This window comes from Thalassolituus sp. UBA675, from assembly GCF_002297765.1.
Classification (GTDB): domain Bacteria; phylum Pseudomonadota; class Gammaproteobacteria; order Pseudomonadales; family Oceanobacteraceae; genus Thalassolituus.
The window spans coordinates 308020-329544 of the sequence record NZ_DBNJ01000009.1 but is presented as its reverse complement, the minus strand read 5'-3'; the positions used below and the strand labels follow the sequence as shown (position 1 = coordinate 329544).

The following is a 21525-nucleotide window of genomic DNA, read 5'->3' as shown; positions in this document are numbered from 1 at the left end:
AAACTGTGGGACAGCAGTGCCGCACTGCGGGGTTTTTTATTGCTGAATTTAAGAGACGTCAGCTTACTTCCATGCGGAAATGCTTTAGTTGCCCAGCCAGGTCCTCAGCGAGACGTTCGACATTTTCAGATGTGCCTCGGAGCATGTCTGAAACATGTTTATGACCGTCTGCCGACTCCGCTACGCGTGAGAGGTTACTGTCCATTTCTGCTGCAACCTGTTCCTGCTGGGTGACACTCGCGGCCACCTGATGATTAATATCTTTTACCAGTGTCATGTTGCTTGAGATACCAGCCAACTGTTCTTCCGTTGTATTTACCTCATCCGCACAGGCTTTTGTCTCTTCAGCACTCAACTGCATTGCTCTGACAGAATCATTGGCCACCTGTGTAATGGTCTCAATTACGTCTTTAATTTCACTGGTGGCGACACCTGTGCGCTGAGCCAGGGTCCGGACTTCATCAGCAACGACAGCGAACCCGCGCCCTGACTCCCCCGCTCGAGCTGCTTCAATAGCTGCGTTCAAGGCGAGAAGATTGGTCTGTTCAGAAATACTCGCAATCACTTCTGCCACATTCGAAATCTGCTCGGCAGACGCATGCATTTGGGTAATGGCAACCGATGCCCCTTCCAACTGATTTAACACGGTGTACACCCGCTTTCTTACCGCAGAAACAGAGTTGGCACCACTGGAAGCAGCGTCCGTTACTTCAGTCATACGCTGTGCGGCGTCGCGTGCGTTACCGGCAAGCACCTGCGTCGTCTGAACCATTTCAGTCATCGCGACTGATAGCTGATCAAGCTCCCGGTATTGTGAATCAGAGCCTGCGCTCACCTCTGACGTTGATCGGGCAACGATGTCGGCCTCGCGGTTTAGTCGGTCGCTATCATCCCGAATACGGCTTAACAATTCGGCCAGCCGCGATCGCATTTTATTGATAGCTACAGAAATACGATCAAATTCAGGAACACCCGACCGTTCACATTCAAATGACAGATCACCTTCTGCCAGGTTAGCCATGGTCTCTTCAATTCTGCGGATAGGTTTTGATATTGCGGCGGTAATGTATCGTGAGCAGATCAACATAAACCCGCCCCAGATGAGAAGACATAAAAGAGTCCAACTTCCCCGGCTCCAGATGACCGCCTGAATATCATCAATATATTCACCGGTGCCAATATAGAGATCTGATCCGGCAACAGGTGTAATTGCACTGAGTTTACTGACCGGTTCATCACTACCCGGACGCGGCCATTTATAATTAACAAATCCTGTACCGCCCTTCTCAACCGCTTTCTTCATCTCACGAAACAGATAAACACCATCAGGGTCGCGAACTTTGGACACCGACGTCTCATTCAGTACGGGCTTGAAGGGGTGCATTTTCATAATTAGCTGCTCGTTAATTACAAAGAAGTACTCCTCACCGTGGTAGCGAGAACCGTTAATCGCGGAGAGCCCCTCCTGTAGGTCACCACCGTTGCTCAGTAACTGACTGAGCAGACTTGCCTGCGACTCGACTAACGCCGATAGCTGCTGTTTTTTCTCTTCCACCAGCTGATTCTGATACTGATGAAAATCGACAGCCATGGAAATAACACCCATGAGAAATACTGCCGATAGCATTATCCATAAACGCTGACGAATACTCAGGCGCTCAAACTCCATAGTTACACCACTATTGATCGTTATGTCATCAGCTTTGACTATAGGAGGGTAACCGCGAGCTTCCAGATTAATTATCCCCGCGGGCCTAATTACCTGAAGGGCGGGAACGCCGGTAAAAACAAGTAAACAGAGCACGCATAGATAACGGTATAACTAAAGTACTTTACGACGCCACTCTGCGACCAGTTTCCGATCAGGAATCAGGTCCGCTAAGGCGATGGCTAGCTCTCGCAGGTGGTCAGTTGAGGCTGAGATTTCCAATGATCGTAACACTGCTCGCCAATCGCCGCTTTCCGCCTGCTCAAAAAAGCTGTCCCTGACATCAGACTCCGGCGGTGGAAGCTTAAGGTCACGCATGGATAGCCACGAACGTGCGCGCTGCACTTCTGGCGTACGGGACTCTTCGTCCGTCAGCAGCCCAAGGACTGAGCGCAACTGATCGAGCTTACCCTCGCTCAGTAAACTTCCGACCTGATGAGCAGGGTCGACCGCAAACGGTAAATGTTTGTTGAGAAAATGCCGGATTCCGACCATTGAGAGATTGTTCTGTTCGCGCGCAGCTACTTCTCCCCGATGGTAAATCAGCAGTAGAGGAACAGTTCGGATCTGAAGTTCAGCCACCCACTCGGGCGACTCCTCGGCACGAAGCTGAACGATCGGGCAGCGAGGGTCAAGCGTCGGTGCCAGTAGCGCTAGCAACTGCTCAACTGCACGACAGGGTGCACAGTGCTCACCAACTACCTCCACGAGAAACCATTGGTCGCATGCAAGTGACTCGGCCGTCAGTTGTTCTGCGGTCAACACCCTGAAAGACACGGGTACACTCCAGATTCGTTTACAATTAGAAAGCTATGTATGATAACGCCAGCCACCCGGGAAGCGGTAGCTGAGAAAGTAACCCATATTCAGAGCCATTCAGACCATGTCAGTATCTAACGCGTCCGATGCCCCAGGTCGTAAAAAAACACTCCTTGTTTCCGTACTGATCTTCGTCTGGCTAACAGGTTCACTGTTTGGCTTGTGGTGGTTTCAGCAGCAGTCACTGCGTCCATTTGTCGAAGCAGGCGCCCCTGCTGAATCGCGCAGCCCCGACATTGTTGAGCAAGGCCTGGCAGCGCTACTGAAGAGAGTGTCGGCTGAATATCCTGAAAGTTCCGATGCACTGGTGACTGTGGTACATCTCTGGAAACCAGACTGTCTGTGCAACAACGTCAGTGCTCGTCACACCCGAGCCATTATTGAGCAATGGCCAGAAGGCGATGAGGTTAGATTTATTATCTTAGCGCCAGAAACACTTCCAGAAAATCGACTGGCGGAAGCACGTGAACTCAATCCTAATGCTCTGGTCATGAAGGCGTCTGCCAATGACAGGCTACCCCTGACCGCCAGTCCGGGGCTGGCGGTACTCAACCAGAATGCCAGCCTGGCTTATTTTGGCGCGTATGGCTTTGGTGCCCTCTGCAGTCTCTCGGACGAAGCGTTATTCACCAACATGATTGAGCGTCTGCTCGCGGGCGAATCATACGGGCCTTTTCTGAATATTGCCGGAAGTGGTTGCTTCTGCGCCTGGCCGGACCCGACGCAGCTGCCGGTTGAGTAGCTGCAGTTGTCGAGCAAGGTTTTTCTCAGCACGCTCCAACATTTCCTCTGCCTCTGATTTGTATACCTGTATAAGAGCGCAACGTGCAGTGTGACACTGGGCTGCAAGAGACGGATATATAATTTCGATTTCCGCCAGCAACGATAAGGGTGCCGTCCCCTCCCCGACCGTAATTTCTTTTTTTAGCGCAGTACGACGCAACTCTGACCAGATAAGAATCAGCCGCTTTCTTTTCTCCGGGCGCTGCTGCCACCATTGCCACAGAGCACCAATTACAAACAAACCCGCGATTGAGCCGGCGATAATATACAAACCGTCAACCAACGCATCGATGCCAAACCAGCGGGACAACAGGCCTTTCTGCCTTTCACCGTCATATGCCAGCACCCACCGGCTCCACTGGTAATTGATAGTATCCAGCTGCAAGCGCAGACTGTTTACCCATCCAATATCGGTATAACGGTGCGGAGACAGAGGACTCTTCTCAAGAAAGGAATCTTCCTCTAGAAGGGCTCCTTGCAGGCCATATTCAATCCGATCTGGCGCCACTGCTGAGGTAGGATCAACCCGGAACCATTGCTGGCCATCCCAGAGTTCAACCCATGCATGTGCATCATATTGTCTTACGGTCAGATAGCCATCCGGATGCCACTCCCCCCCCTGGTATCCAGCAACCACTCTGGATGGAATGCCAGCCGCCCGGGCAGCGAAGGCCATTGCCGAGGCATAATGTTCGCAAAAACCTCTGCGACCAGAGAACAAAAACTGATCAATATCATCTTCGCCGTAACGAGGTGGTTTAAGCGTGTAATAAAATGGCTGCTCACGTACGAATTGTAGGAACGCTTTAGCAAATTGCCCGGCCTCAGAGGGCAGCTCCCTCGCCCATTCCCGGATCATGGGGTTAGCGCCAGAAGGAAGTGCGAGATACAAATCAGGAGCGGTTCTCAATCCAGAGTCAAAGGCAGGACCAATAACCGGCTCTATTGGCGCACTGACGTCATATCTGATGCGCTGATAAACAGGACGGCCGTATCTCAATAAACGGGTTGCTGTCAGTTCGATATCCCTGTCTCGGCTTACCGAGCCCGCCAACGCAAAAAGATACGCCTGCCCCGTTGCTTCCTGTATTACTTCGTAGTCGTAAGTGGCCTCTTCAATAATTGCAGGCATGGGTAGCTGAGCCGCATCCAATACTGACTTATCCCAACCGTCCCCGTCATGTTTATCCAGCGTCATGGCTCTCCAGTAGAGGTCACTGCGAGAAGGTTTGACGCCATTAAAGGTCACCCTGAATGCAACTTCAGATGACTGACTAAGCTCCGAAATATCCCCCGGCTGCAGGCGCTCAGACAAACCGGTCAAGGCTGAGTCGGATTGCAGCGCTACGCTCCAGAGCGGACCAAGACGAGGAAATAAGAAATAGACGATGAGCATAAACGGCAAAGCCGTCAGTAATAGCTTTGCAGTCACACCAAATACAGGAACCTGCGAAGATAGTCCCGTTCGGGTGGCAGCCTGCGTGGCGACCATCGCCGCACAGGCCAGAATCAGCGTCCCAATCCCCTGAAGGCTATACAGAATGCTTTGATTAAAAAGAAAACCTGAGGCCTGAATAAATAAAGCAATAAAGACAACGACTACGCCATCTCTTCTGGTGGCCAGCTCCAGAAGCTTAAGAACCCCTGCCGATATAAGGAAGGCGCTGCTTCCCTCAAGCGAAATCCGGCCACCGCTGAGCGCATACACCCCCACACAAGCCAGAACAACCGCAACCAACTTTGCGAAACGTCCCGGGAAGGACAGATGACCGGTATATACGAGCCATCGCCAGCCGAGAACAAATGCCACCATCAGATAGAGCCATACCGGCAGGTACCCCAGATGCGGCACGAGTGAACTCAGTACCGCCAACACCTGAAGCAACAATGCTTTTCTTGGGAGAGCAACACCGGTCATTCGCCTGCTCCCCATAATGCCAGAGCCTTAAGGCAACGATGGCGATGCTCGATTCCGGTATCGGCAGGTATCTCTACACCAGGTACCGAAAGACCATACTGCCACCCCAGCGCCTCAGCCTGATCAACCCATGAGGCCAACCTCGATAAACGAACTTCCGGCTCCAGGCCTTTGAGGCTCTCCCAGTCGAGCAAACACATAACGCCCTGCTCCTGCTCACGCTCGAACGACTTAGGAGACCCGGTCCGTGCGGTATGCTTCCAGGAGATCTGATTCATACTGTCGCCGCGCCCGTACTCACGGATACCCGACACGTCATCTCGCCCAATCAACGCCACGGCTACGCCCTCAACCTCATCACCGTCACCGGCTGACAGATGCACGGGTGTAAACTCTGGCTTAGGGTAAACAACCACATCAAAGTCGAGCGCGACCCAGCTCCAGGCACGAAACAAACCAAATGGGTACTCAGTTTCTACCCGGATCCGCTTCAATGGCAGACGCCCCCGTTTAAGAGTACGCCGCGTAAGGGAGGCCTCGAGCGACTCGCCCGGAGCCAGAGTAAAGTCCTGTTGGGTTTCCCCTGGGTACCCCACAGCAACTGCGACGGCCCAATTCCGGGCAGAAGAAATTCTGACCGGCAACTGAAGACTTTCGCCGGCATAACACGGCTCTACCTTACCTGCGGACATCTCAAGCCCTGAGAGATTACGAAAAGTTAACCAGATGGTGCCATGCCCCAGACTGACCAACCAGAAGGTTAAGCCGTAGATAAGTGAATTCTGATAATTAATAGCGGTCAGCAACATGGCCACAAGCAGACCCGCAAAGGCCCACCCCGTTCGCGACGGGAGAATGAAAACATTCCTGTGAGAGAGAGCCAGCCGCGACACGGGGGGAATCCTGCGATTCAACCACGACTGAAACAGTCGCCTGCCCCATCCTCTCTTATCTGACTGCGCTCGTTTGACCATATCAGGCTAAGGCAGCAACATTTTCTAGTATATGCCGCGCAGCACCAGACTTGAGACGGTGATCGACGACAGGTTCTAACACCGCCTGTACATCCTCGGGAATCAGAAATGTGCGCCCCTCGATAACGGCCCATGCTTTAGCTGCACGCAGTAAAGCAAGCCCGGCTCGCGGCGAGAGACCATGAGTAAAGCGCATGTCATTACGACTGAAGGCCAGGATACGCTGCAGGTAATCCAGAACCGCAGAAGACGCCTTAACGCCCGCAACGGCCTGACGTAGCCGCACGAGTGTTTCCGGACTGATCACCGTCTGCAAGTCCTCGACCAGATGGCGGCGACTTACTCCTTCAAGCAGTTCCCGCTCGGCACGCTCATCTGGATATCCAAGACTGAGGCACATGAGAAACCGGTCGAGTTGAGATTCAGGCAGTGGAAATGTGCCACCCTGAGAAGACGGGTTCTGAGTAGCAATCACAAAAAATGGCTGTGGCAGAGGTCGGGTTTGGCCCTCAACGGTGACCTGCCGTTCCTCCATGGCTTCAAGAAGCGCACTCTGCGACTTCGCCGTGGCTCGATTAATTTCGTCGGCCAGAACCACCTGAGCAAAGACAGGGCCTTGATGAAAACGGAAGGCGCCTTCGCCAGAATCCGGATCTTTCTCAAAAATACTGACACCAATAATGTCAGCAGGCAAAAGGTCGCTGGTAAATTGGATCCGGCTGTATTTCAAACCAAAAACCTGTGCCAGAGCATGCGACAGTGTCGTTTTCCCCATCCCCGGTAAGTCTTCGATCAACAGGTGCCCGTCTGCCAGCAGGCAGCACATGGAGAGTTTTAACTGTTGATTTTTACCGAGTATGACGGTCGAAAGACTGGATAACGCCCTTTCAATGGCAGACATGCAGAAACCTCAGAAAATTTGACACATAAGAGTATCTGACCCGATGACAGTTTTTAAGTGCTCAGCTAACGACAATGTGCGGAAATAATCCGAAAAACAGACATCGCGCACATAAAATCCTACTAAGAAATCATTCGCTGAAGGATCACTCTTGCCAGCTACACCTTTGTTCAGGCAGGCTATGGGCCATCTCGCGCCAGACACATAAAGGACGAATACAGACAGGTGTCTGAGTCGGTATAATTGGACCCGATTCTGAGCCACCAGGGTTAAACAAAAAGGATCTTTAATGAAGAACCCTCTACTACTTCCGGCGTTCTGCCTCCTGATGTTATTGACCGCCTTACCAGGCATAGCAGAAACGACCACTAAGGTCAGAAGCCATCAGACTCTTGAGGCCGCCGTTCTGAATCCGAACCTCCCTCTGGAGAAAAGGATCAGGGCACTGAAAACACTTCTCAGTGATGAAATGACCGATGGCAGACTGCACCGCACTTTCTGTATCTGGGACCCAATCAGCAAGGCCGGTCCAATTGCGAGCGCCGCCAAAGATCAGGTACTTCGCTCACTGCATTATGGCATGCAGCTGACGATTGAAGTTTTCCAGAATGAACAGGAGATGGTCGACACTTTCGTCAACAAGAAAACGTGCGACGCCATTCTTGTTCGCGGTGCAACCGCACAACGTTTTAATCGTTTTCTGGCGACGACAGAAGCGCCTGGCGCATTGCCTGACCGTCAGCATTTACAGCTACTGGCACAGGTTCTGGCAAAACCCGAGATCGCCGATCACATGACCAACGGTCAATACACGGCGCTCGGCCTGGTCAGTATTGGCTATAGCCGCCTTTACGCCGACTCTGCAGACAAAGCGTCCCTCAATTCTCTTGATGGTAAATCCGTATCCGTTGCAGATACCGATACCGGCTTTATTCGCTTAGTAGACGCACTCCGCGGCCGGACACGCACAGGCAGTATGCCCGCGACTGTGCAGACATTTACCAATGAACTGACCGAACTGATGGTCGCACCTGACATCGGCTACCTGGCAATGGCCAGCGGCCGAACTGGAGATCAGACCCGTGGACTTGCTATGCCTCTGGGTCAGTCGACACTGCAATTAATTGGACATGCCGATCGTTTTCCGCCCGGCCTGGCTCAGATTTTACGTGAAGACTTTTTATTCAAATTTAATAGCTACGCACGCATGCTGGATAAGGAGCTGAGTAACATCCCTGAAAGCTTCTGGATTAACCCATCCCCTGCTGACCTGACAACACTGAACAAAAGTGCTCAGAAAGTCCGCCTGGATCTACGAGGCGAAGGTTATTACGATCCGGTGATGCTGAGACTGGCTCGCAAAATCCGCTGTCGATTCTCTCCGGGTGAGAGTGAGTGTAAAAATCCCGTCGAGTAAGCGAAGCCCTATCGAATAATCGGAGCTTCAATCAAAAAAAAGGCTGCATAAAGCAGCCTTTGATATCAGATGGTAAGCGATTCTGGCAGCTACAGAGCATCAAGTCCGCGCGCAAGGTCACGCTTAATATCTTCAACACTCTCGAGCCCAACTGAAATACGTAACAGCGCCTGAGATATTCCTGCTTCGTCTCGCTGCTCATCTGACAAGCGACCATGAGTCGTAGTGCCTGGATGAGTAATCGTCGTTTTCGTATCACCAAGATTAGCGGTAATTGAAATCATGCGGGTCGCATCAACAACCTTCCAGGCTTCTTCCTGTCCGCCTTCCACCTCAAACGACAGCACGCCTCCAAACAAACGCTGCTGACTCTTAGCCAACTCATACTGTGGATGGTTAGGTAAGCCACAGTAATTGACTTTCGCGACTTTCGGGTGCTCTTCCAGCCACTGTGCCAATGCCAGAGCATTCTCACTGTGCGCTTTCATACGCAGCGAGAGCGTTTCCAGCCCTTTCAGGAAGACCCACGCGTTAAACGGACTCATTGTCGGACCGGCGGAGCGTAGAACCCCAATAACGGGCTCAATCAGCTCATGCGAACCGATGACCGCACCGCCAAGGCAGCGGCCCTGACCATCGATGTATTTGGTCGCAGAATGCACAACAAGGTCTGCACCTAAAGCCAGAGGCAATTGAGCCGCCGGTGTACAGAAGCAGTTATCTACGGCAAACAAAGCACCTGCAGACCGCGCAATTTCAGAAATAGCTCGCAGGTCTGCCACCTCAGTCAGCGGATTAGACGGCGACTCAAGGAACAATAGCTTCGTATTTTCCTGTACGGCACCTTGCCATGCACCCAGATCCAACAGGTCAACATAGGTAATTTCCACATTGAATTTACGCAGAAATTTTTCCAGAAGAACAGTCGTCGAACCAAACACGGCTCGAGAGCAGATCATGTGATCGCCCGCCTGCAGATGTGCGATGCACAAGGCATAGATAGCGGACATACCTGAGGCTGTCGCTGCGCAGGCTTCGCCACCCTCAAGAGCGGCAAGGCGCTCTTCAAAAGTTCTGACCGTCGGGTTGGTGTAACGGGAATAGACATTGCCATCCCGATCGCCACCAAAAGTCGCTGCAGCTTCTGCCGCTGAAGAGAACACATAACTGCTGGTCGGGAAAATAGCTTCCCCGTGCTCACCTTCCGGCGTGCGCATCTGACCGGCACGAACAGCGAGAGTATCAAACTCTGCATCCGTCAGATCAGATTGGTAGCGCTCTGGCCAATCAGGTAAGTCTGCCATTTTCCTCAGGCCTCTTTCTGGTTATGCAGATCAATCGCTTCATTATCGATCACCTGCAGGGTTTTGTTAGCGTCATTCCGAAGTTCATACAAACGACGGAAATATTCGTCGTTAATATCTTTAGTGACATATTCGCCATTAAATACTGAACAATCGAATGCTTTAGCATCTGTTGTCGCACCTTCAAGGCAAGCGTCTACCAGATCTTCAATATCCTGATAAACAAGCCAGTCAGCACCGATGGCTTTTGCAATTTCTTCGGTCGAGCGATCGTGCGCGATAAATTCTTCTTTCGCTGGCATATCGATTCCGTACACATTCGGGAATCGAACGGCCGGTGCCGCAGAGGCAAAATACACATTTTTCGCGCCCGCTTCGCGTGCCATTTCAATGATCTGTTCGCACGTTGTTCCACGTACGATAGAGTCATCAACAAGGAGAACATTCTTACCGCGGAATTCCAGGTCGAGTGCATTCAGCTTCTGTTTTACGGACTTCTTGCGTAGCTGCTGCCCCGGCATGATGAAGGTCCGGCCAATATAGCGGTTCTTCATAAAGCCTTCGCGGTATTTCACACCCAGATGATTCGCCAATTCCAGTGCTGAAGATCGGCTGGTATCCGGAATCGGTATAACTACATCGATATCATGGTCCGGGTGCTCACGCATGATCTTATCGGCGAGTTTTTCACCCATACGCAGGCGGGCTTTATACACAGCGATGCCATCAATGATGGAATCAGGACGGGCAAAATAAACATGCTCAAAAATGCACGGTGTCAGTTCCGTCTGCTCAGCACACTGCTCTGTGAAGAGCTGACCATCTTCGGTAAAGATAACGCACTCACCCGGCGCGATGTCACGGTCGAGTTTGAAATCCTGTGCATCCAGGGCAACTGACTCAGAGGCAACCATGTACTCAGGGCCGTTCGCAGTATCACGGTGACCAAATACAGCGGGGCGGATGCCGTGGGGATCGCGGAAAGCAACGATACCGTAGCCAGTGATCATAGCGACCACAGCATACCCACCACGGATACGCTCATGCACTCTCCGCACCGCCTTGAAGATAACCTCTGGAGATGGCTTGAGCTGACGCTGCTCCTGAAGCTCGTGCGCGAAAATATTCAGTAGAACTTCGGAGTCAGAGGTGGTGTTGATGTGACGCAGGTCTTCGCGGTAGATGTCTTCCGCAAGTTGCTCTGTATTCGTCAGGTTACCGTTGTGCGCCAAGGTAATACCGTACGGCGAGTTCACATAGAACGGCTGAGCCTCAGCAGAACTTGAGCTGCCAGCTGTTGGGTAGCGCACATGACCGATGCCAATATTGCCAAGCAGTCGCTGCATGTGGCGGGTTCTGAATACGTCACGAACAAGGCCATTATCCTTTCGCAGACAAAGCTTGTTACCGTAGCTGGTCACAATTCCTGCGGCATCCTGACCACGATGCTGCAGCACCGTCAGAGCGTCATAGATTGCCTGGTTAACATGGGACTTACCAACTACACCCACTATTCCGCACATGCGCGTATTACCTCAAACAAGCGAAGTTTATTAAGCTGCCAACACCTGGCTCACGGCGGAGGGAAGCGTTTTACGCGCCCAATCCGCCAGCGTTTCCAGGTATGGAATAATTGTCGATTCCTGCCACCAAAGATCCTGCTGAGGAATCCCGGTCAACTGAGCTCCGTACACCAGAGCAACCAAGATGATAACACCCCGCAGGATGCCAAAAACCATGCCGAATACCCGGTCAGTACCGCTTAAACCAGTGGCTTTAACCAGTTGAGCTACCAGAAAATTCACCATAGCTAAAACAACCAGAGTCGCAACAAACAAGATACCAAAAGCGACCATCCAACGAACACTGTTTGTCGAAATACTGTCTTCAAGGAGAGTGGCGAGGTTACCGCTGAAATAACGGGCGACAAGAAAGGCAACCAACCAGGATATGAGAGACAGGGCTTCTTTCACAAAGCCACGCACCAGGCTGATCAGGCCAGAGACGCCGATGATACCCAGGATCACCCAGTCGATAATGGTCATTCGCTGCCCCGGCAGAAAAAGAAAGCGCGCAGTATACCAGAGCCTGCGCGCTATAAAAGAATTGACAATAGCGCTGCGTCAGCTCTCTGCTTTGTAGCGACGCAGATAGGCCTCAGTGATATCACCACGTTGCTTTAACTGGCGCTGTATTTTCTCTGCATCCGCCCGGCGCAGCTCGGGTCCGACATAAACCCGGGTAATTTTTTCCTGCTGAAACTCCTGAACATAGGCCTTGTAGCCATCGTGACGCAGAAGGTCCCGGAAACGATAGGCATTTTCCCGCTGACCGAAGGCGCCAACCTGCAGAGTCCATGCATATGGAATTTTGTCCTGATCAAGCTTTGTCTGATCGGCCGGTACACCGGGCACCGGGGGCTCATCGCGGTCGACGACATCAACCGCAGGCATGGCCACATCAGCGGTTGCTTCACCCGAAGCTAGCGCCTCGACGTCTTTTCTTACCTGGCGCTCGTATTCTTCTGTTGCCCAGCGTTCGGTATCGGGCATTGCCGGGGCGTCTGATTCAAGAAGAATATGGGTACGCGAGCCATCCAATACAATAGGTGCTACAACCAGAATCGCTGTTACTGTCAGCCAGGCACCTAAAATTCGTTTTTTTAAATGGAGCTCCATTTACCCTCTCCGGCGTGAAGCCATTCAGCTGCAGCCTCTACTGTGTGAAATGATCCAGCGACCAGCGTGGTCCCCGTTGCTGGAATAGACTCCAGAGCAGCGCCCATAGTTTCAAAGCTTTGATCCACTGTAAATCCTGCTGCGCTACTTTTTGCCGCCAGCTCGTCACACGTCAGGCCTCGCCAACCTGTGAGAGTCACTACGCAAAAGCGCTTAAACGGAGGCAACGCCTCAAGGACACCCGAAACATCTTTATCACTCAGCATCCCCAGAACAAGACAGTCCAGCTCTTCTATATGATGACGCAGATAGGCAGCCGCCTGAGGGTTGTGTGCAACATCAAGTACCACGGTCGCTGAACCGTTTTTCCAACTCTGCCACCTTCCCGGAACCCGAAGGCCTGCCACAACCTCTGAAACCATCTCGGGAGAGGGCAACAGATCAATAAGCGCGAGCGACTGTATCGCCGTCGCGACGTTGTGATGAGGAATATGGTAACCGGTCAGAGTGACTGTGCGAGGCTCACTGTTCGTCTTATAGCTCACAATAAGCTGCTGCTCAGACTCAATGACATCAAACATCTCACCTCGCGCCGCAAAAAGTCCGCCAATATTTTCCACGGTTTCCGAAGCTTGTGCAGGGGCATCGGGTTGACCACAAACAAGCCATTTCCCTTTGCGCGCTATGCTGCACTTCTCATAGGCGATATCATCGAGCGTATCACCAAGCCAGTCCTGGTGATCGAGACCAATACTCGTCACTACTGAAATATCAGGATCAACAACATTTACGGCATCAAGCCGCCCACCCAGGCCGATCTCCAGAACAACGGCATCAAGCATCTGTTGCTTGAAGTGCCAGAGGGCTGCCAACGTACCAAATTCGAAATACGTCAGTGTGATATCACCGCGCGCCTGTTCAACCGCGTCGAAAGAGAGGCATAAATCGGAATCTGAAATATCAGAACCATCCACTGACACTCGTTCGTTGTAACGGTGGATATGAGGAGAATTATACATCCCGACCTTCATACCCTGCTTTCGGAGCAGCGCAGCAATTAATGCCGAGGTCGTACCTTTTCCGTTGGTACCGCCGACCAGAATAACCAGCGGCGCGGGTTTCACACAGTCGAGCGTTCCTGCAACACGAGCAACACGTTCAAGACCAAGATCTATACCAGAAGGGTGAATGGCTTCAAGATAGCGAAGCCATTCATCAGGGGAGCTATAGAGCATCAAACAGTTCCAGAGGGGTCAGGCTTCCGCCGCAGCATTTGCATCCATCGCTTCGCGCATACTGCCAGCAAGGCCAGTAACGTCTTTGATTGCCTGGACCGGGTTATCTGCCTGATCAGCGATACGACTCACCAACGCACTGCCAACAATAACACCGTCACAGACCTCAGATACGCGTGCAGCAGCCTCAGCATTCTGAATACCGAAACCAACGCAAAGAGGCGCTTTCACATGTTGACGAATATGATCCAGATTACGCTCAACATCTTCAACATCAATGGCTGCTGATCCAGTTACACCCCGCAAAGACACGTAGTAGACGTAACCGCGACCAACTTCACCAATAGTTTTAATGCGTCGCTCTGTACTCGTCGGAGCAAGCAGATATATCAAATCGAGACCTGCTTCTTCAAACATGGAATCGACGCTGCGCGCTTCCTCTGGCGGCATATCTACCACCAGTACACCATCAACACCGGCCGCTGATGCTTGCTCAACAAACTCCGGATACCCCATTGCTTCCACCGGGTTCAGGTACCCCATCAGCACAACCGCCGTACGTTTATCGGTCTTGCGGAATTCAGCAACCATACCCAAGACATCGCGCAGGGACGTACCGTGTTTAAGAGATCGTTCACAGGCCAGCTGGATGGTTGGGCCATCCGCCATCGGGTCAGAAAAAGGAACACCCAGTTCAATAACATCCGCACCTGCTTCAACCAAGGCGTGCATCATTGGTACTGTGGTGGCTTTATCCGGGTCACCCGCAGTTATATAAGGGATCAGCGCCTTCTTGCCCTCTTCGGCCAGACGCTCAAACGTTTTTGTAATTCGGCTCATGTCTTTCACTCTACTTTTAGCCGGCACCCGTCTCCAGATACCGTCAATCCGTGGATAAGCTGAAACATCCATTCAGGCCGTTGCGACGAATACAACATCACTTCGGTCATGTCTGCTCCTGCTGCTCTACGCTCCTTGCGGGCCACTGATGGCCTGACAACTTCAACAAGAAATTGCCGCGCAATAGGTAGATAGCAAAAAGCAGGCACAAATGGATGACATGGAACTGGCAAATGGATCTAAAACGGCCAAAGCCTACAAACAGTCACCACTCGCCAAACTCCAGCTTATGCAGTAACACCGTCCAATTCTGCGATGGTGTGTATGTCTTTATCGCCGCGACCAGACAGGTTTACAACAATAACTTTGTCTTTATCCATCGTTGCCGCCAATTTCATGGCATATGCGATCGCGTGCGAACTCTCAAGTGCTGGCATAATGCCTTCAAGTCGCGTTAGCTTGTGGAAGGCATCGATCGCTTCGTCATCAGTCGCAGCTACGTACTTTGCACGCCCTACATCTTTCAACCAGCTATGTTCTGGCCCCACTCCCGGATAATCGAGACCCGCAGAAACGGAATGCGTGCCCATAATCTGGCCGTTCTCATCTTCCATCAGGTAGGTGCGGTTACCGTGCAGAACTCCCGGTTTACCTTTACTCAGAGGCGCAGCGTGGTCATCACCCTCAAGGCCCAGACCACCGGCTTCAACTCCGTACATCTCAACCTCAGGGTATTTAATGTACGGATGGAACATACCAATGGCATTTGAACCGCCGCCAACACAGGCAACAACCGCATCAGGCTGACGACCAATCTGCTCATCACACTGACGCTGTGTTTCACGACCAATAATGCTCTGAAAATCACGTACCAGCATTGGATATGGGTGCGGCCCAGCTGCCGTACCGATGATGTAGAAGGTGTCATCGACATTGGTAACCCAATGGCGCATAGCCTCATTCATGGCGTCCTTCAGTGTTTTGGTGCCACAGGTCACCGATTCAACTTCAGCGCCAAGCAGCTTCATGCGGTACACATTCAGTTTCTGACGTTCAACGTCAGTGGAGCCCATGAATACCTTACACTCAAGACCAAAACGCGCAGCAACGGTTGCAGACGCGACGCCGTGCTGACCAGCGCCAGTTTCAGCAATCACTTTTTTCTTGCCCATAAACTTGGCGAGCAAGGCCTGACCGATGGTGTTATTAACCTTGTGAGCGCCTGTGTGGTTCAGATCTTCACGCTTCAGATAGATTTTTGCGCCACCGCATTCCTCCGTCAGGCGCTCGGCAAAATAGAGCGGTGATGGGCGGCCAACGTAGTGCGCCAGCTCTTTATCAAATTCAGCCTGAAAGTCTGGATCGTTACGCAGTTTTTCGTAGGTTTCCTGAAGCTCGTCCAATGCTGCTGTCAGGGTTTCGGAGACAAAGCGCCCCCCAAAGATACCGAAATGGCCATCGGCATCTGGCATTTCAACATTAAAGTCAGTCGCTTGCTTCTCGGTAGTGTTGATCGACACGATACACCTCGTTCACAAATTCTTCGATTTTGCAGTGATCCTTGATGCCTTTCGAGGCTTCAACGCCTCCGCTGATATCGACAGCGAAAGGACGAATCTGAATAATCGCAGATGCGACATTCTCAGGCTCAAGGCCACCGGCAAGAATAATGGGCTTTGGTGGAGTTTCGGGTATCAGTGACCAGTCGAAGGTCTCTCCTGTACCACCCGGAACTCCGGGCTTATAACTGTCTAGGAGAATTGCCAGTGCGCCAGGGAAGCGCAGGCACGACGCCACCACATCCGACGCTTGCCGGACACGGAGGGCTTTGATGTAGGGGCGTTTGAACTGTCGACAAAAGTCGTCATCTTCATCACCATGGAATTGGATAAGATCAATTCTAACGCTATCAAGTACTCTTTGCACCTCTTCGACCGTCGGATTTACAAAGAGAGCAGTTACACTGACAAAAGCAGGCACATTGCCTACCGCGTCCACCGCCTGGCCGACATTCACTGCCCGGGGGCTCGGTGGATAGAAAACCAGGCCCAGCGCGTCAGCTCCAGCCTCGACAGCGGCGTCTGCATCTTCGGCGCGTGTAATTCCACAAATCTTGATTCGGGTGCGGCGCATAACAATTCGTTCAGTCTGTTAAAATACCTGATAATACCAGAACAGCGATGTTGCTCTCAGCAGAAAACGCTTAACATTCCGTGTAAGCCACTTCTTCAGACAGTACGACCGGCAGCTGAGTTTCGAGCCGTAAGAAAAGATAGGGAGTCGTCTCAGCATCTATCACTGAGCAATCCGCCTCGGGATAGGTGTATCGCAACTCTACAGTGACAACATCCTCTTCTTCATAAACATCACTCACGGCAATGGCATAACCGCCTGTGCTCCGGGTACCCATATCGATCAGCAGAAGCTGAAATTCTTCAAAGTCGACGTCCTGCGCTGAACTATCGTCGGACGAGTAGTTAAGCAGCGCGTCCTCATAACTCACCTGGTCACGCAGAAAGCGCACCTGACGCTCGTGGGTAGCACCGGTTCCGTTATTGGTTCCCTGATGCAATGCAAGCCTTGCAACGTCAGTCTGTACTGGTTCTTCACGGTCACCAAAGCCGTCGCCGTCATCCTCAGGCCCCCAATCTCCGCCACAGGATACAAGGCCTGCCGAAAACAACGTCACTGTTAAAAATTGTCTTAACGCCGCTCGCATGCGTGATTCACTCCAGAATTCTATTTTTCTAAAAGAGGCTGCAACAGTGCAGGCCCCCACGGCTCGCATGGAACGGTGAACTGCTCAGGGTATTTCACTCCAACAAAATACAACCCACCACCCGGTGCCGTGATGCCTGCTTTTGAGCGATCCCGGAATTCAAGAACGTCTTTCATCCAGTCCGGAGATTTGTGCCCTTCTCCGATTGGCAAGAGCACGCCTACGATGTTACGAACCATGTGATACAGGAACGCGCTACATTCCAGTTCTATGACCAGAATACGATCAAAACGTTGCACTGATATGGCATGCATCTCTTTCACTGGAGATTTAGCCTGACAGTCCTTCGCCCGGAACGATGTAAAGTCATGAGTGCCAATAAGGTGCTGAGCCGCCTCATGCATGCGCTCAGCATCCAGAGGGTATTTCCACCAGGTCAGCTGGTCATGCATCAGCGCCATACGAGACGGGCTATCATAAATCACATACCGATAACGGCGGGCCTGTGCTTTATAACGAGCATGAAAGTCACCTCCGACCTCACCAACCCACTGTAAAGCAACACCCGCCGGGAGATGAGTATTAACACCCATCATCCAGCCATAGTCTTTACGCTGAGCTTTTGTATCGAAGTGGATAACCTGCCTTGTGGCATGGACACCAGCATCCGTGCGACCAGCACAGGCAACGGTCACAGGGTGGTTGGCTACAACTGAAATGGCCGCTTCGAGAGCGGCCTGTACGGTAGGTTCGTCGTGGTGTTTCTGACGTTGCCAGCCATGAAAGCAAGCACCGTTATACTCGACCACCGCCGCATAGCGGCGGTAGCCATCTTCTAAATCAGTCATGCGTTCAGGCGAGTTTATCCATCAGGTCTTTAGCTTCCTGCTTCTGAGCATCATTACCTTCCTGAACAACTTCCTGCAGAAGTTCTTTCGCACCGTCTACATCTTCCATATCGACATACGCACGCGCCAGATCAAGTTTGGTAGCACACTCATCAGTGCCCGCCAGGAAGTCGAACTCGTCATCGGCTGCTGCGAGCTCATCGAGATCGATACCGCCGATCAGGTCACTGCCATCCGCCAGGTCATCATCACCAGACATCAGGGCTTCGAGATCGTCCGATACGTTTTCGTCCTCGGAGTCTGACGCTGCTACCAACTCGTCTTCGTCAGCAGAGCTTTCGTCAACAGAGTCAGCAGAGGTGTCGGATTCAGGCGCTTCGTGCGCGACCTCTTCTCCAGCTTCCTCACCCGCCTCTTCAACAGAAACGTCGTCTGCAGACTCAGCAAGTTCAGAATCAGAGCTATCTTCCACATCGAACGTCAGCTCTGGAAGCTCTTCTTCAGACGAACCAGCAACGTCCAGATCACCGTCCATATCAAGAAGGTCGTCCAGTTCTTCGTTAGAAGATGCCGTGGCTTCATCTAGTTCGAAATCGAGCGACAGGTCGTCTTCGGCATCGGTCAATTCGCCAGTAACCGGAGACTCTGCTGGCCCTTCCAGTGTCTCTGTAGAATCAACAAGATCGTCAGATTCTGAATCCAGATCGAAATCATCGACACTGAAATCGATTGATGACTCAGTCTCAGTCTCAGTCTCAGTCTCAGTCTCAGTCTCAGTCTCAGTCTCAGTCTCAGTCTCAGTCTCAGACTCAGCAGGAAGCTCCGCTGCAATATCTTCAAGGTCAGTCGTTAAATCGTCTGTATCGAGATCCAGGGAAGGAAGCTCGTCGTCGGCATCATCAAGCGACGCGAGACTGTCAGTCTCTTCGGTTAGCTCATCTTCAGACGAATCAGACGCAACTGTCTCTGTGGAGAGTTCGTCATCGTCACCCAGGTCAAAGTTAAGAAGGTCATCATCAAGCTCTGGCGCATCGTCTTCGAGGGACATATCGACACCCTCTTTCTCTGCGTCAAAGTCTGAAGACTCATCCAACTTAAGATCCGGCACTTCTTCCAGCTGAGCACCAATGCCATCGTCTTCCGGTGCTGCATCACCACCGAAATCCAGCGCGGCGCCAAAGTCCATACCGCCTTCAAACTCATCCTCTGCGGATTCATCAATCGAAGGCAGTTCACCATCAAGGCTCAATGCACCTGATTCATCAGCACGGATTTCTGGCTCAATTGGTTGAGACAGTTGCCGTCTGAATTCTGCTGCTTCTGCGTTCGCGGCCGAATCACCAATTGCAATCAGGTTCGCCTCAGCCTCGGCAAAGGCCTCTGCATCATCAAGCGAAGAGAGAACCTCGAGCTGCTTCAGGCGAAGGTCGGTGCGCTCTGGTTCAGCTGCAATTGCGCCCTTGAGAAGCTCGATCGCCTGATCAAATTTCCCGTAGGCAATGTAAATGTCCGACTCGCTGATCGCGTCTTCGGTCTGGCCAACGGTTTCATACTCGCCATCAGCATCGTCGTATGCATCCAGGTCGATATCAGAAAGGTCTGATTCGATATTACTATCGATCTCTTCATCGCCCAGGTCAAAGTTACCGAAGCTATCATCGCCAGCATCAGATGACAGATTGTCATCGAATCCCGGAAGATCATTGTTATCAGGCAGATCAAGCTCAGTATTATCTGGAGCCATCGCTGCTGCTTCGGCTGCATTCAGTTCCGCTTCGGCTTCTGCAACGGCATCTTCTTCTTTACGCGCTTTCAGCTTCATGATCGCGTAGACAAGGGTTAGCAACAGGCCTGCCGCAATAGCAAAGTATGGATACGGAATCGCCATAATTTTATCGACGACACTTTTATCCGATTCTGCCGCAGAGCGACGAGCTTCCGCTGCCGCTCGCTCAGCCATAGCTTTCTGTTCTGCAGTCTGAACTGGAGCGGCCTGCTCAGTCTCGGCTGCAGCACCTTCGCTGTAGTTGTAATCAGTACCTGCCTCAGACTCAGATTCAGCGTCTTCAGTTGCCGGAGCTTCTTGAGGTGCCGCTTCGGCTACTGCCTCAGTCTCTGTTTGCTGCTCTACTGGAGCAGCGTCTTCAGCAGGCGTTGTGGCAGATTCAGTTACTGATTCACTTGTCTGTTCGGTTGCGGCTTCAGTGGTAGCTACGCCCGCCGTTTCCGCCGCTGGCTCTTGAACCGTCGCGTCCGCTTTTGCAGCTGGCTCGGTCCCAGCCTGCATATTGGCTAGCTGGTCATTCTGAAGCGAAATCAAACGCTCCATTTTAGCGAGCTGCTCTTCAAGCGCATTAAGGCGCTCTACCAGCTCCTGATTCTCACGCTGGCTCTTATCGAGATTCTCAAGCGCAATCGCCAGATCTGTTTCAGCCGCACCAGCGGTGCCGGCTTTACCCGAAACAGCCCCACCCGACTGGTTCGAGTCGCCGCTTGCTTCAGATGCGAGAAGGCGAACTTCGCCATTTCCGGTTGATTTGCGTGGGCCAGAAGTATCAGTATTACGGCCAGTTGCATCAATCTGAGCAACACCGGCTTTCAGTTCACGGTTCTGACGTACTACTTCAGCAACAGCTTCGCGGTTATTTACCGTTTCAATGATGGAAGCATCAGGGATATCAAGAACAGTGTGGGTTTTGAGGCGATTGATATTGCCATTGATGAAAGCTCCAGGGTTAACGTCCTGCAGAGCGATCATCATTTGTTGTGGAGTCACAGACGCATCTGGCCGGGTTGCCAGAGCGATTTCCCAGAGGGTGTCGTTCGGCTGAACCTTGTAGGTGCCCGGCGCAGCTGGAGTCTGCCAGCTATTTGAGCGCTTAGGTGTAGGCTTCGGTTCTGGACGCGACTGAGGTGCTGTTACCGTCGTCTGTGACTGAACAGAGCCCGCAGGCACTGCAACTAATGGTTGAACCCGTCCTTCTTCGAATACCGGTGGATCAAGAAGAACGGTGTATTCGCGGAGCACACGACCTGCCGGCCAGTTGAGCTCTACGAGGAAATTCAGAAAAGGTTCATTAACGGGATCACGGGTCGTGATCAGAATGCGGTCGCCATTGACCGAAAACTTCATCTGCGTAAGGAACTGGTAGCGATCAATACCTGCGCGTTCGAAGTCAGCAGCACTGGCAAGCTTCGGTTTAATCTCCGAGCTGGTCAGACCTTGCTTATCAATAAGCTTGATCTCTGCGCTCAGGGGTTGATTCAGTGCAGAGTCCAGTTCCATCTCGCCCAGGCCCAACGCCAGAATATGAGATGATAAGGACATTCCCCCAGCCAACAGAATGCTTTTAGCAAGTAGGCGCTTCATTATTGCTTCCT

The 21525-nt window shown here is 52.1% G+C and carries 18 protein-coding genes; 2 read left to right on the top strand and 16 right to left on the bottom strand.

What is annotated here, in order from left to right:
- Window positions 1–58: 58 nt before the first annotated feature.
- A complete protein-coding gene (locus tag B3007_RS05270) occupies window positions 59–1669 on the bottom strand; it encodes a methyl-accepting chemotaxis protein (protein WP_301376788.1) in 1611 nt (536 codons plus the stop codon).
- 153 nt (window positions 1670–1822) lie between these two features.
- Window positions 1823–2485 (bottom strand): thioredoxin family protein, encoded by a 663-nt coding sequence (locus B3007_RS05265; protein WP_068435896.1) that lies wholly within the window; start codon window positions 2483–2485, stop codon window positions 1823–1825.
- A 106-nt stretch (window positions 2486–2591) separates the two neighbouring features.
- Between B3007_RS05265 and B3007_RS05260 the strand changes: the two genes are divergently transcribed.
- On the top strand, window positions 2592–3269 hold the full coding sequence (locus tag B3007_RS05260; RefSeq protein WP_301376787.1) for a DUF6436 domain-containing protein: 678 nt from the start codon (window positions 2592–2594) through the stop codon (window positions 3267–3269).
- On the opposite strand, the gene B3007_RS05255 is transcribed toward B3007_RS05260, so the two are convergent.
- The 3 genes from B3007_RS05255 to B3007_RS05245 all read right to left on the bottom strand — a co-directional run bounded on the left by B3007_RS05255 (window position 3189) and on the right by B3007_RS05245 (window position 7103).
- Complete coding sequence (locus tag B3007_RS05255) at window positions 3189–5228, bottom strand: DUF3488 and transglutaminase-like domain-containing protein (RefSeq protein WP_301376786.1); 2040 nt, start codon at window positions 5226–5228, stop codon at window positions 3189–3191. The two genes, B3007_RS05260 and B3007_RS05255, sit on opposite strands and share 81 nt — an antisense overlap.
- Window positions 5225–6121, bottom strand: a complete 897-nt coding sequence (locus B3007_RS05250) for a DUF58 domain-containing protein (RefSeq protein ID WP_301391384.1) — start codon at window positions 6119–6121, stop codon at window positions 5225–5227. The genes B3007_RS05255 and B3007_RS05250 overlap by 4 nt, the downstream gene beginning before the upstream one ends.
- A gap of 82 nt (window positions 6122–6203) precedes the next feature.
- Window positions 6204–7103, bottom strand: coding sequence for an AAA family ATPase (locus B3007_RS05245; RefSeq protein ID WP_301376784.1), 900 nt, complete (start codon window positions 7101–7103; stop codon window positions 6204–6206).
- 289 nt (window positions 7104–7392) lie between these two features.
- Here B3007_RS05245 and B3007_RS05240 point away from each other — a divergent pair, with 289 nt between their 5' ends.
- Entirely contained in the window at window positions 7393–8520 is a 1128-nt protein-coding gene (locus tag B3007_RS05240) for a putative solute-binding protein (protein WP_301376783.1), read from the top strand.
- A gap of 89 nt (window positions 8521–8609) precedes the next feature.
- Here B3007_RS05240 and B3007_RS05235 read toward each other — a convergent pair whose 3' ends face one another.
- The 11 genes from B3007_RS05235 to B3007_RS05185 form a co-directional block, all read right to left on the bottom strand.
- The gene (locus tag B3007_RS05235; protein ID WP_301376782.1) at window positions 8610–9824 is read right to left on the bottom strand and encodes an O-succinylhomoserine sulfhydrylase; all 1215 of its coding nucleotides are present in this window, start codon (window positions 9822–9824) and stop codon (window positions 8610–8612) included.
- Between the two features lie 5 nt (window positions 9825–9829).
- Window positions 9830–11347 carry an amidophosphoribosyltransferase gene (gene purF, locus B3007_RS05230; protein WP_068435910.1) on the bottom strand — a complete coding sequence of 506 codons (1518 nt, stop codon included), beginning with the start codon at window positions 11345–11347 and terminating at the stop codon, window positions 9830–9832.
- 30 nt (window positions 11348–11377) lie between these two features.
- Window positions 11378–11869, bottom strand: a complete 492-nt coding sequence (locus B3007_RS05225; RefSeq protein ID WP_301376781.1) for a CvpA family protein — start codon at window positions 11867–11869, stop codon at window positions 11378–11380.
- A gap of 78 nt (window positions 11870–11947) precedes the next feature.
- On the bottom strand, window positions 11948–12502 hold the full coding sequence (locus B3007_RS05220) for an SPOR domain-containing protein (protein WP_297533908.1): 555 nt from the start codon (window positions 12500–12502) through the stop codon (window positions 11948–11950).
- Complete coding sequence (gene folC, locus B3007_RS05215; RefSeq protein WP_301376780.1) at window positions 12487–13737, bottom strand: bifunctional tetrahydrofolate synthase/dihydrofolate synthase; 1251 nt, start codon at window positions 13735–13737, stop codon at window positions 12487–12489. Before folC ends, B3007_RS05220 begins: the two co-directional genes overlap by 16 nt.
- An 18-nt stretch (window positions 13738–13755) precedes the next feature.
- A complete protein-coding gene (trpA, locus tag B3007_RS05210) occupies window positions 13756–14577 on the bottom strand; it encodes a tryptophan synthase subunit alpha (protein ID WP_301376779.1) in 822 nt (273 codons plus the stop codon).
- 287 nt (window positions 14578–14864) lie between these two features.
- Window positions 14865–16049 (bottom strand): tryptophan synthase subunit beta, encoded by a 1185-nt coding sequence (trpB, locus tag B3007_RS05205; protein WP_301376789.1) that lies wholly within the window; start codon window positions 16047–16049, stop codon window positions 14865–14867.
- A gap of 13 nt (window positions 16050–16062) precedes the next feature.
- Window positions 16063–16710 (bottom strand): phosphoribosylanthranilate isomerase, encoded by a 648-nt coding sequence (locus B3007_RS05200; RefSeq protein WP_301376778.1) that lies wholly within the window; start codon window positions 16708–16710, stop codon window positions 16063–16065.
- 70 nt (window positions 16711–16780) lie between these two features.
- Window positions 16781–17296 (bottom strand): protease complex subunit PrcB family protein, encoded by a 516-nt coding sequence (locus B3007_RS05195; protein ID WP_301390868.1) that lies wholly within the window; start codon window positions 17294–17296, stop codon window positions 16781–16783.
- 20 nt (window positions 17297–17316) lie between these two features.
- Complete coding sequence (gene truA, locus B3007_RS05190; RefSeq protein ID WP_301376776.1) at window positions 17317–18144, bottom strand: tRNA pseudouridine(38-40) synthase TruA; 828 nt, start codon at window positions 18142–18144, stop codon at window positions 17317–17319.
- Window positions 18145–18148: 4 nt separating this feature from the next.
- On the bottom strand, window positions 18149–21514 hold the full coding sequence (locus tag B3007_RS05185; RefSeq protein WP_301376775.1) for a FimV/HubP family polar landmark protein: 3366 nt from the start codon (window positions 21512–21514) through the stop codon (window positions 18149–18151).
- Window positions 21515–21525: the final 11 nt, after the last annotated feature.

Coding starts and splice junctions, on each gene's coding strand:
- B3007_RS05245 (WP_301376784.1), bottom strand. CDS start 7,103: ATGTCTGCCATTGAAAGGGCGTTATCCAGTCTTTCGACCGTCATACTC.
- purF (WP_068435910.1), bottom strand. CDS start 11,347: ATGTGCGGAATAGTGGGTGTAGTTGGTAAGTCCCATGTTAACCAGGCA.
- trpA (WP_301376779.1), bottom strand. CDS start 14,577: ATGAGCCGAATTACAAAAACGTTTGAGCGTCTGGCCGAAGAGGGCAAG.
- B3007_RS05185 (WP_301376775.1), bottom strand. CDS start 21,514: ATGAAGCGCCTACTTGCTAAAAGCATTCTGTTGGCTGGGGGAATGTCC.
- B3007_RS05235 (WP_301376782.1), bottom strand. CDS start 9,824: ATGGCAGACTTACCTGATTGGCCAGAGCGCTACCAATCTGATCTGACG.
- B3007_RS05225 (WP_301376781.1), bottom strand. CDS start 11,869: ATGACCATTATCGACTGGGTGATCCTGGGTATCATCGGCGTCTCTGGC.
- trpB (WP_301376789.1), bottom strand. CDS start 16,049: ATGCCAGATGCCGATGGCCATTTCGGTATCTTTGGGGGGCGCTTTGTC.
- B3007_RS05270 (WP_301376788.1), bottom strand. CDS start 1,669: ATGGAGTTTGAGCGCCTGAGTATTCGTCAGCGTTTATGGATAATGCTA.
- B3007_RS05220 (WP_297533908.1), bottom strand. CDS start 12,502: ATGGAGCTCCATTTAAAAAAACGAATTTTAGGTGCCTGGCTGACAGTA.
- folC (WP_301376780.1), bottom strand. CDS start 13,737: ATGCTCTATAGCTCCCCTGATGAATGGCTTCGCTATCTTGAAGCCATT.
- B3007_RS05260 (WP_301376787.1), top strand. CDS start 2,592: ATGTCAGTATCTAACGCGTCCGATGCCCCAGGTCGTAAAAAAACACTC.
- B3007_RS05200 (WP_301376778.1), bottom strand. CDS start 16,710: ATGCGCCGCACCCGAATCAAGATTTGTGGAATTACACGCGCCGAAGAT.
- B3007_RS05195 (WP_301390868.1), bottom strand. CDS start 17,296: ATGCGAGCGGCGTTAAGACAATTTTTAACAGTGACGTTGTTTTCGGCA.
- truA (WP_301376776.1), bottom strand. CDS start 18,144: ATGACTGATTTAGAAGATGGCTACCGCCGCTATGCGGCGGTGGTCGAG.
- B3007_RS05240 (WP_301376783.1), top strand. CDS start 7,393: ATGAAGAACCCTCTACTACTTCCGGCGTTCTGCCTCCTGATGTTATTG.
- B3007_RS05255 (WP_301376786.1), bottom strand. CDS start 5,228: ATGACCGGTGTTGCTCTCCCAAGAAAAGCATTGTTGCTTCAGGTGTTG.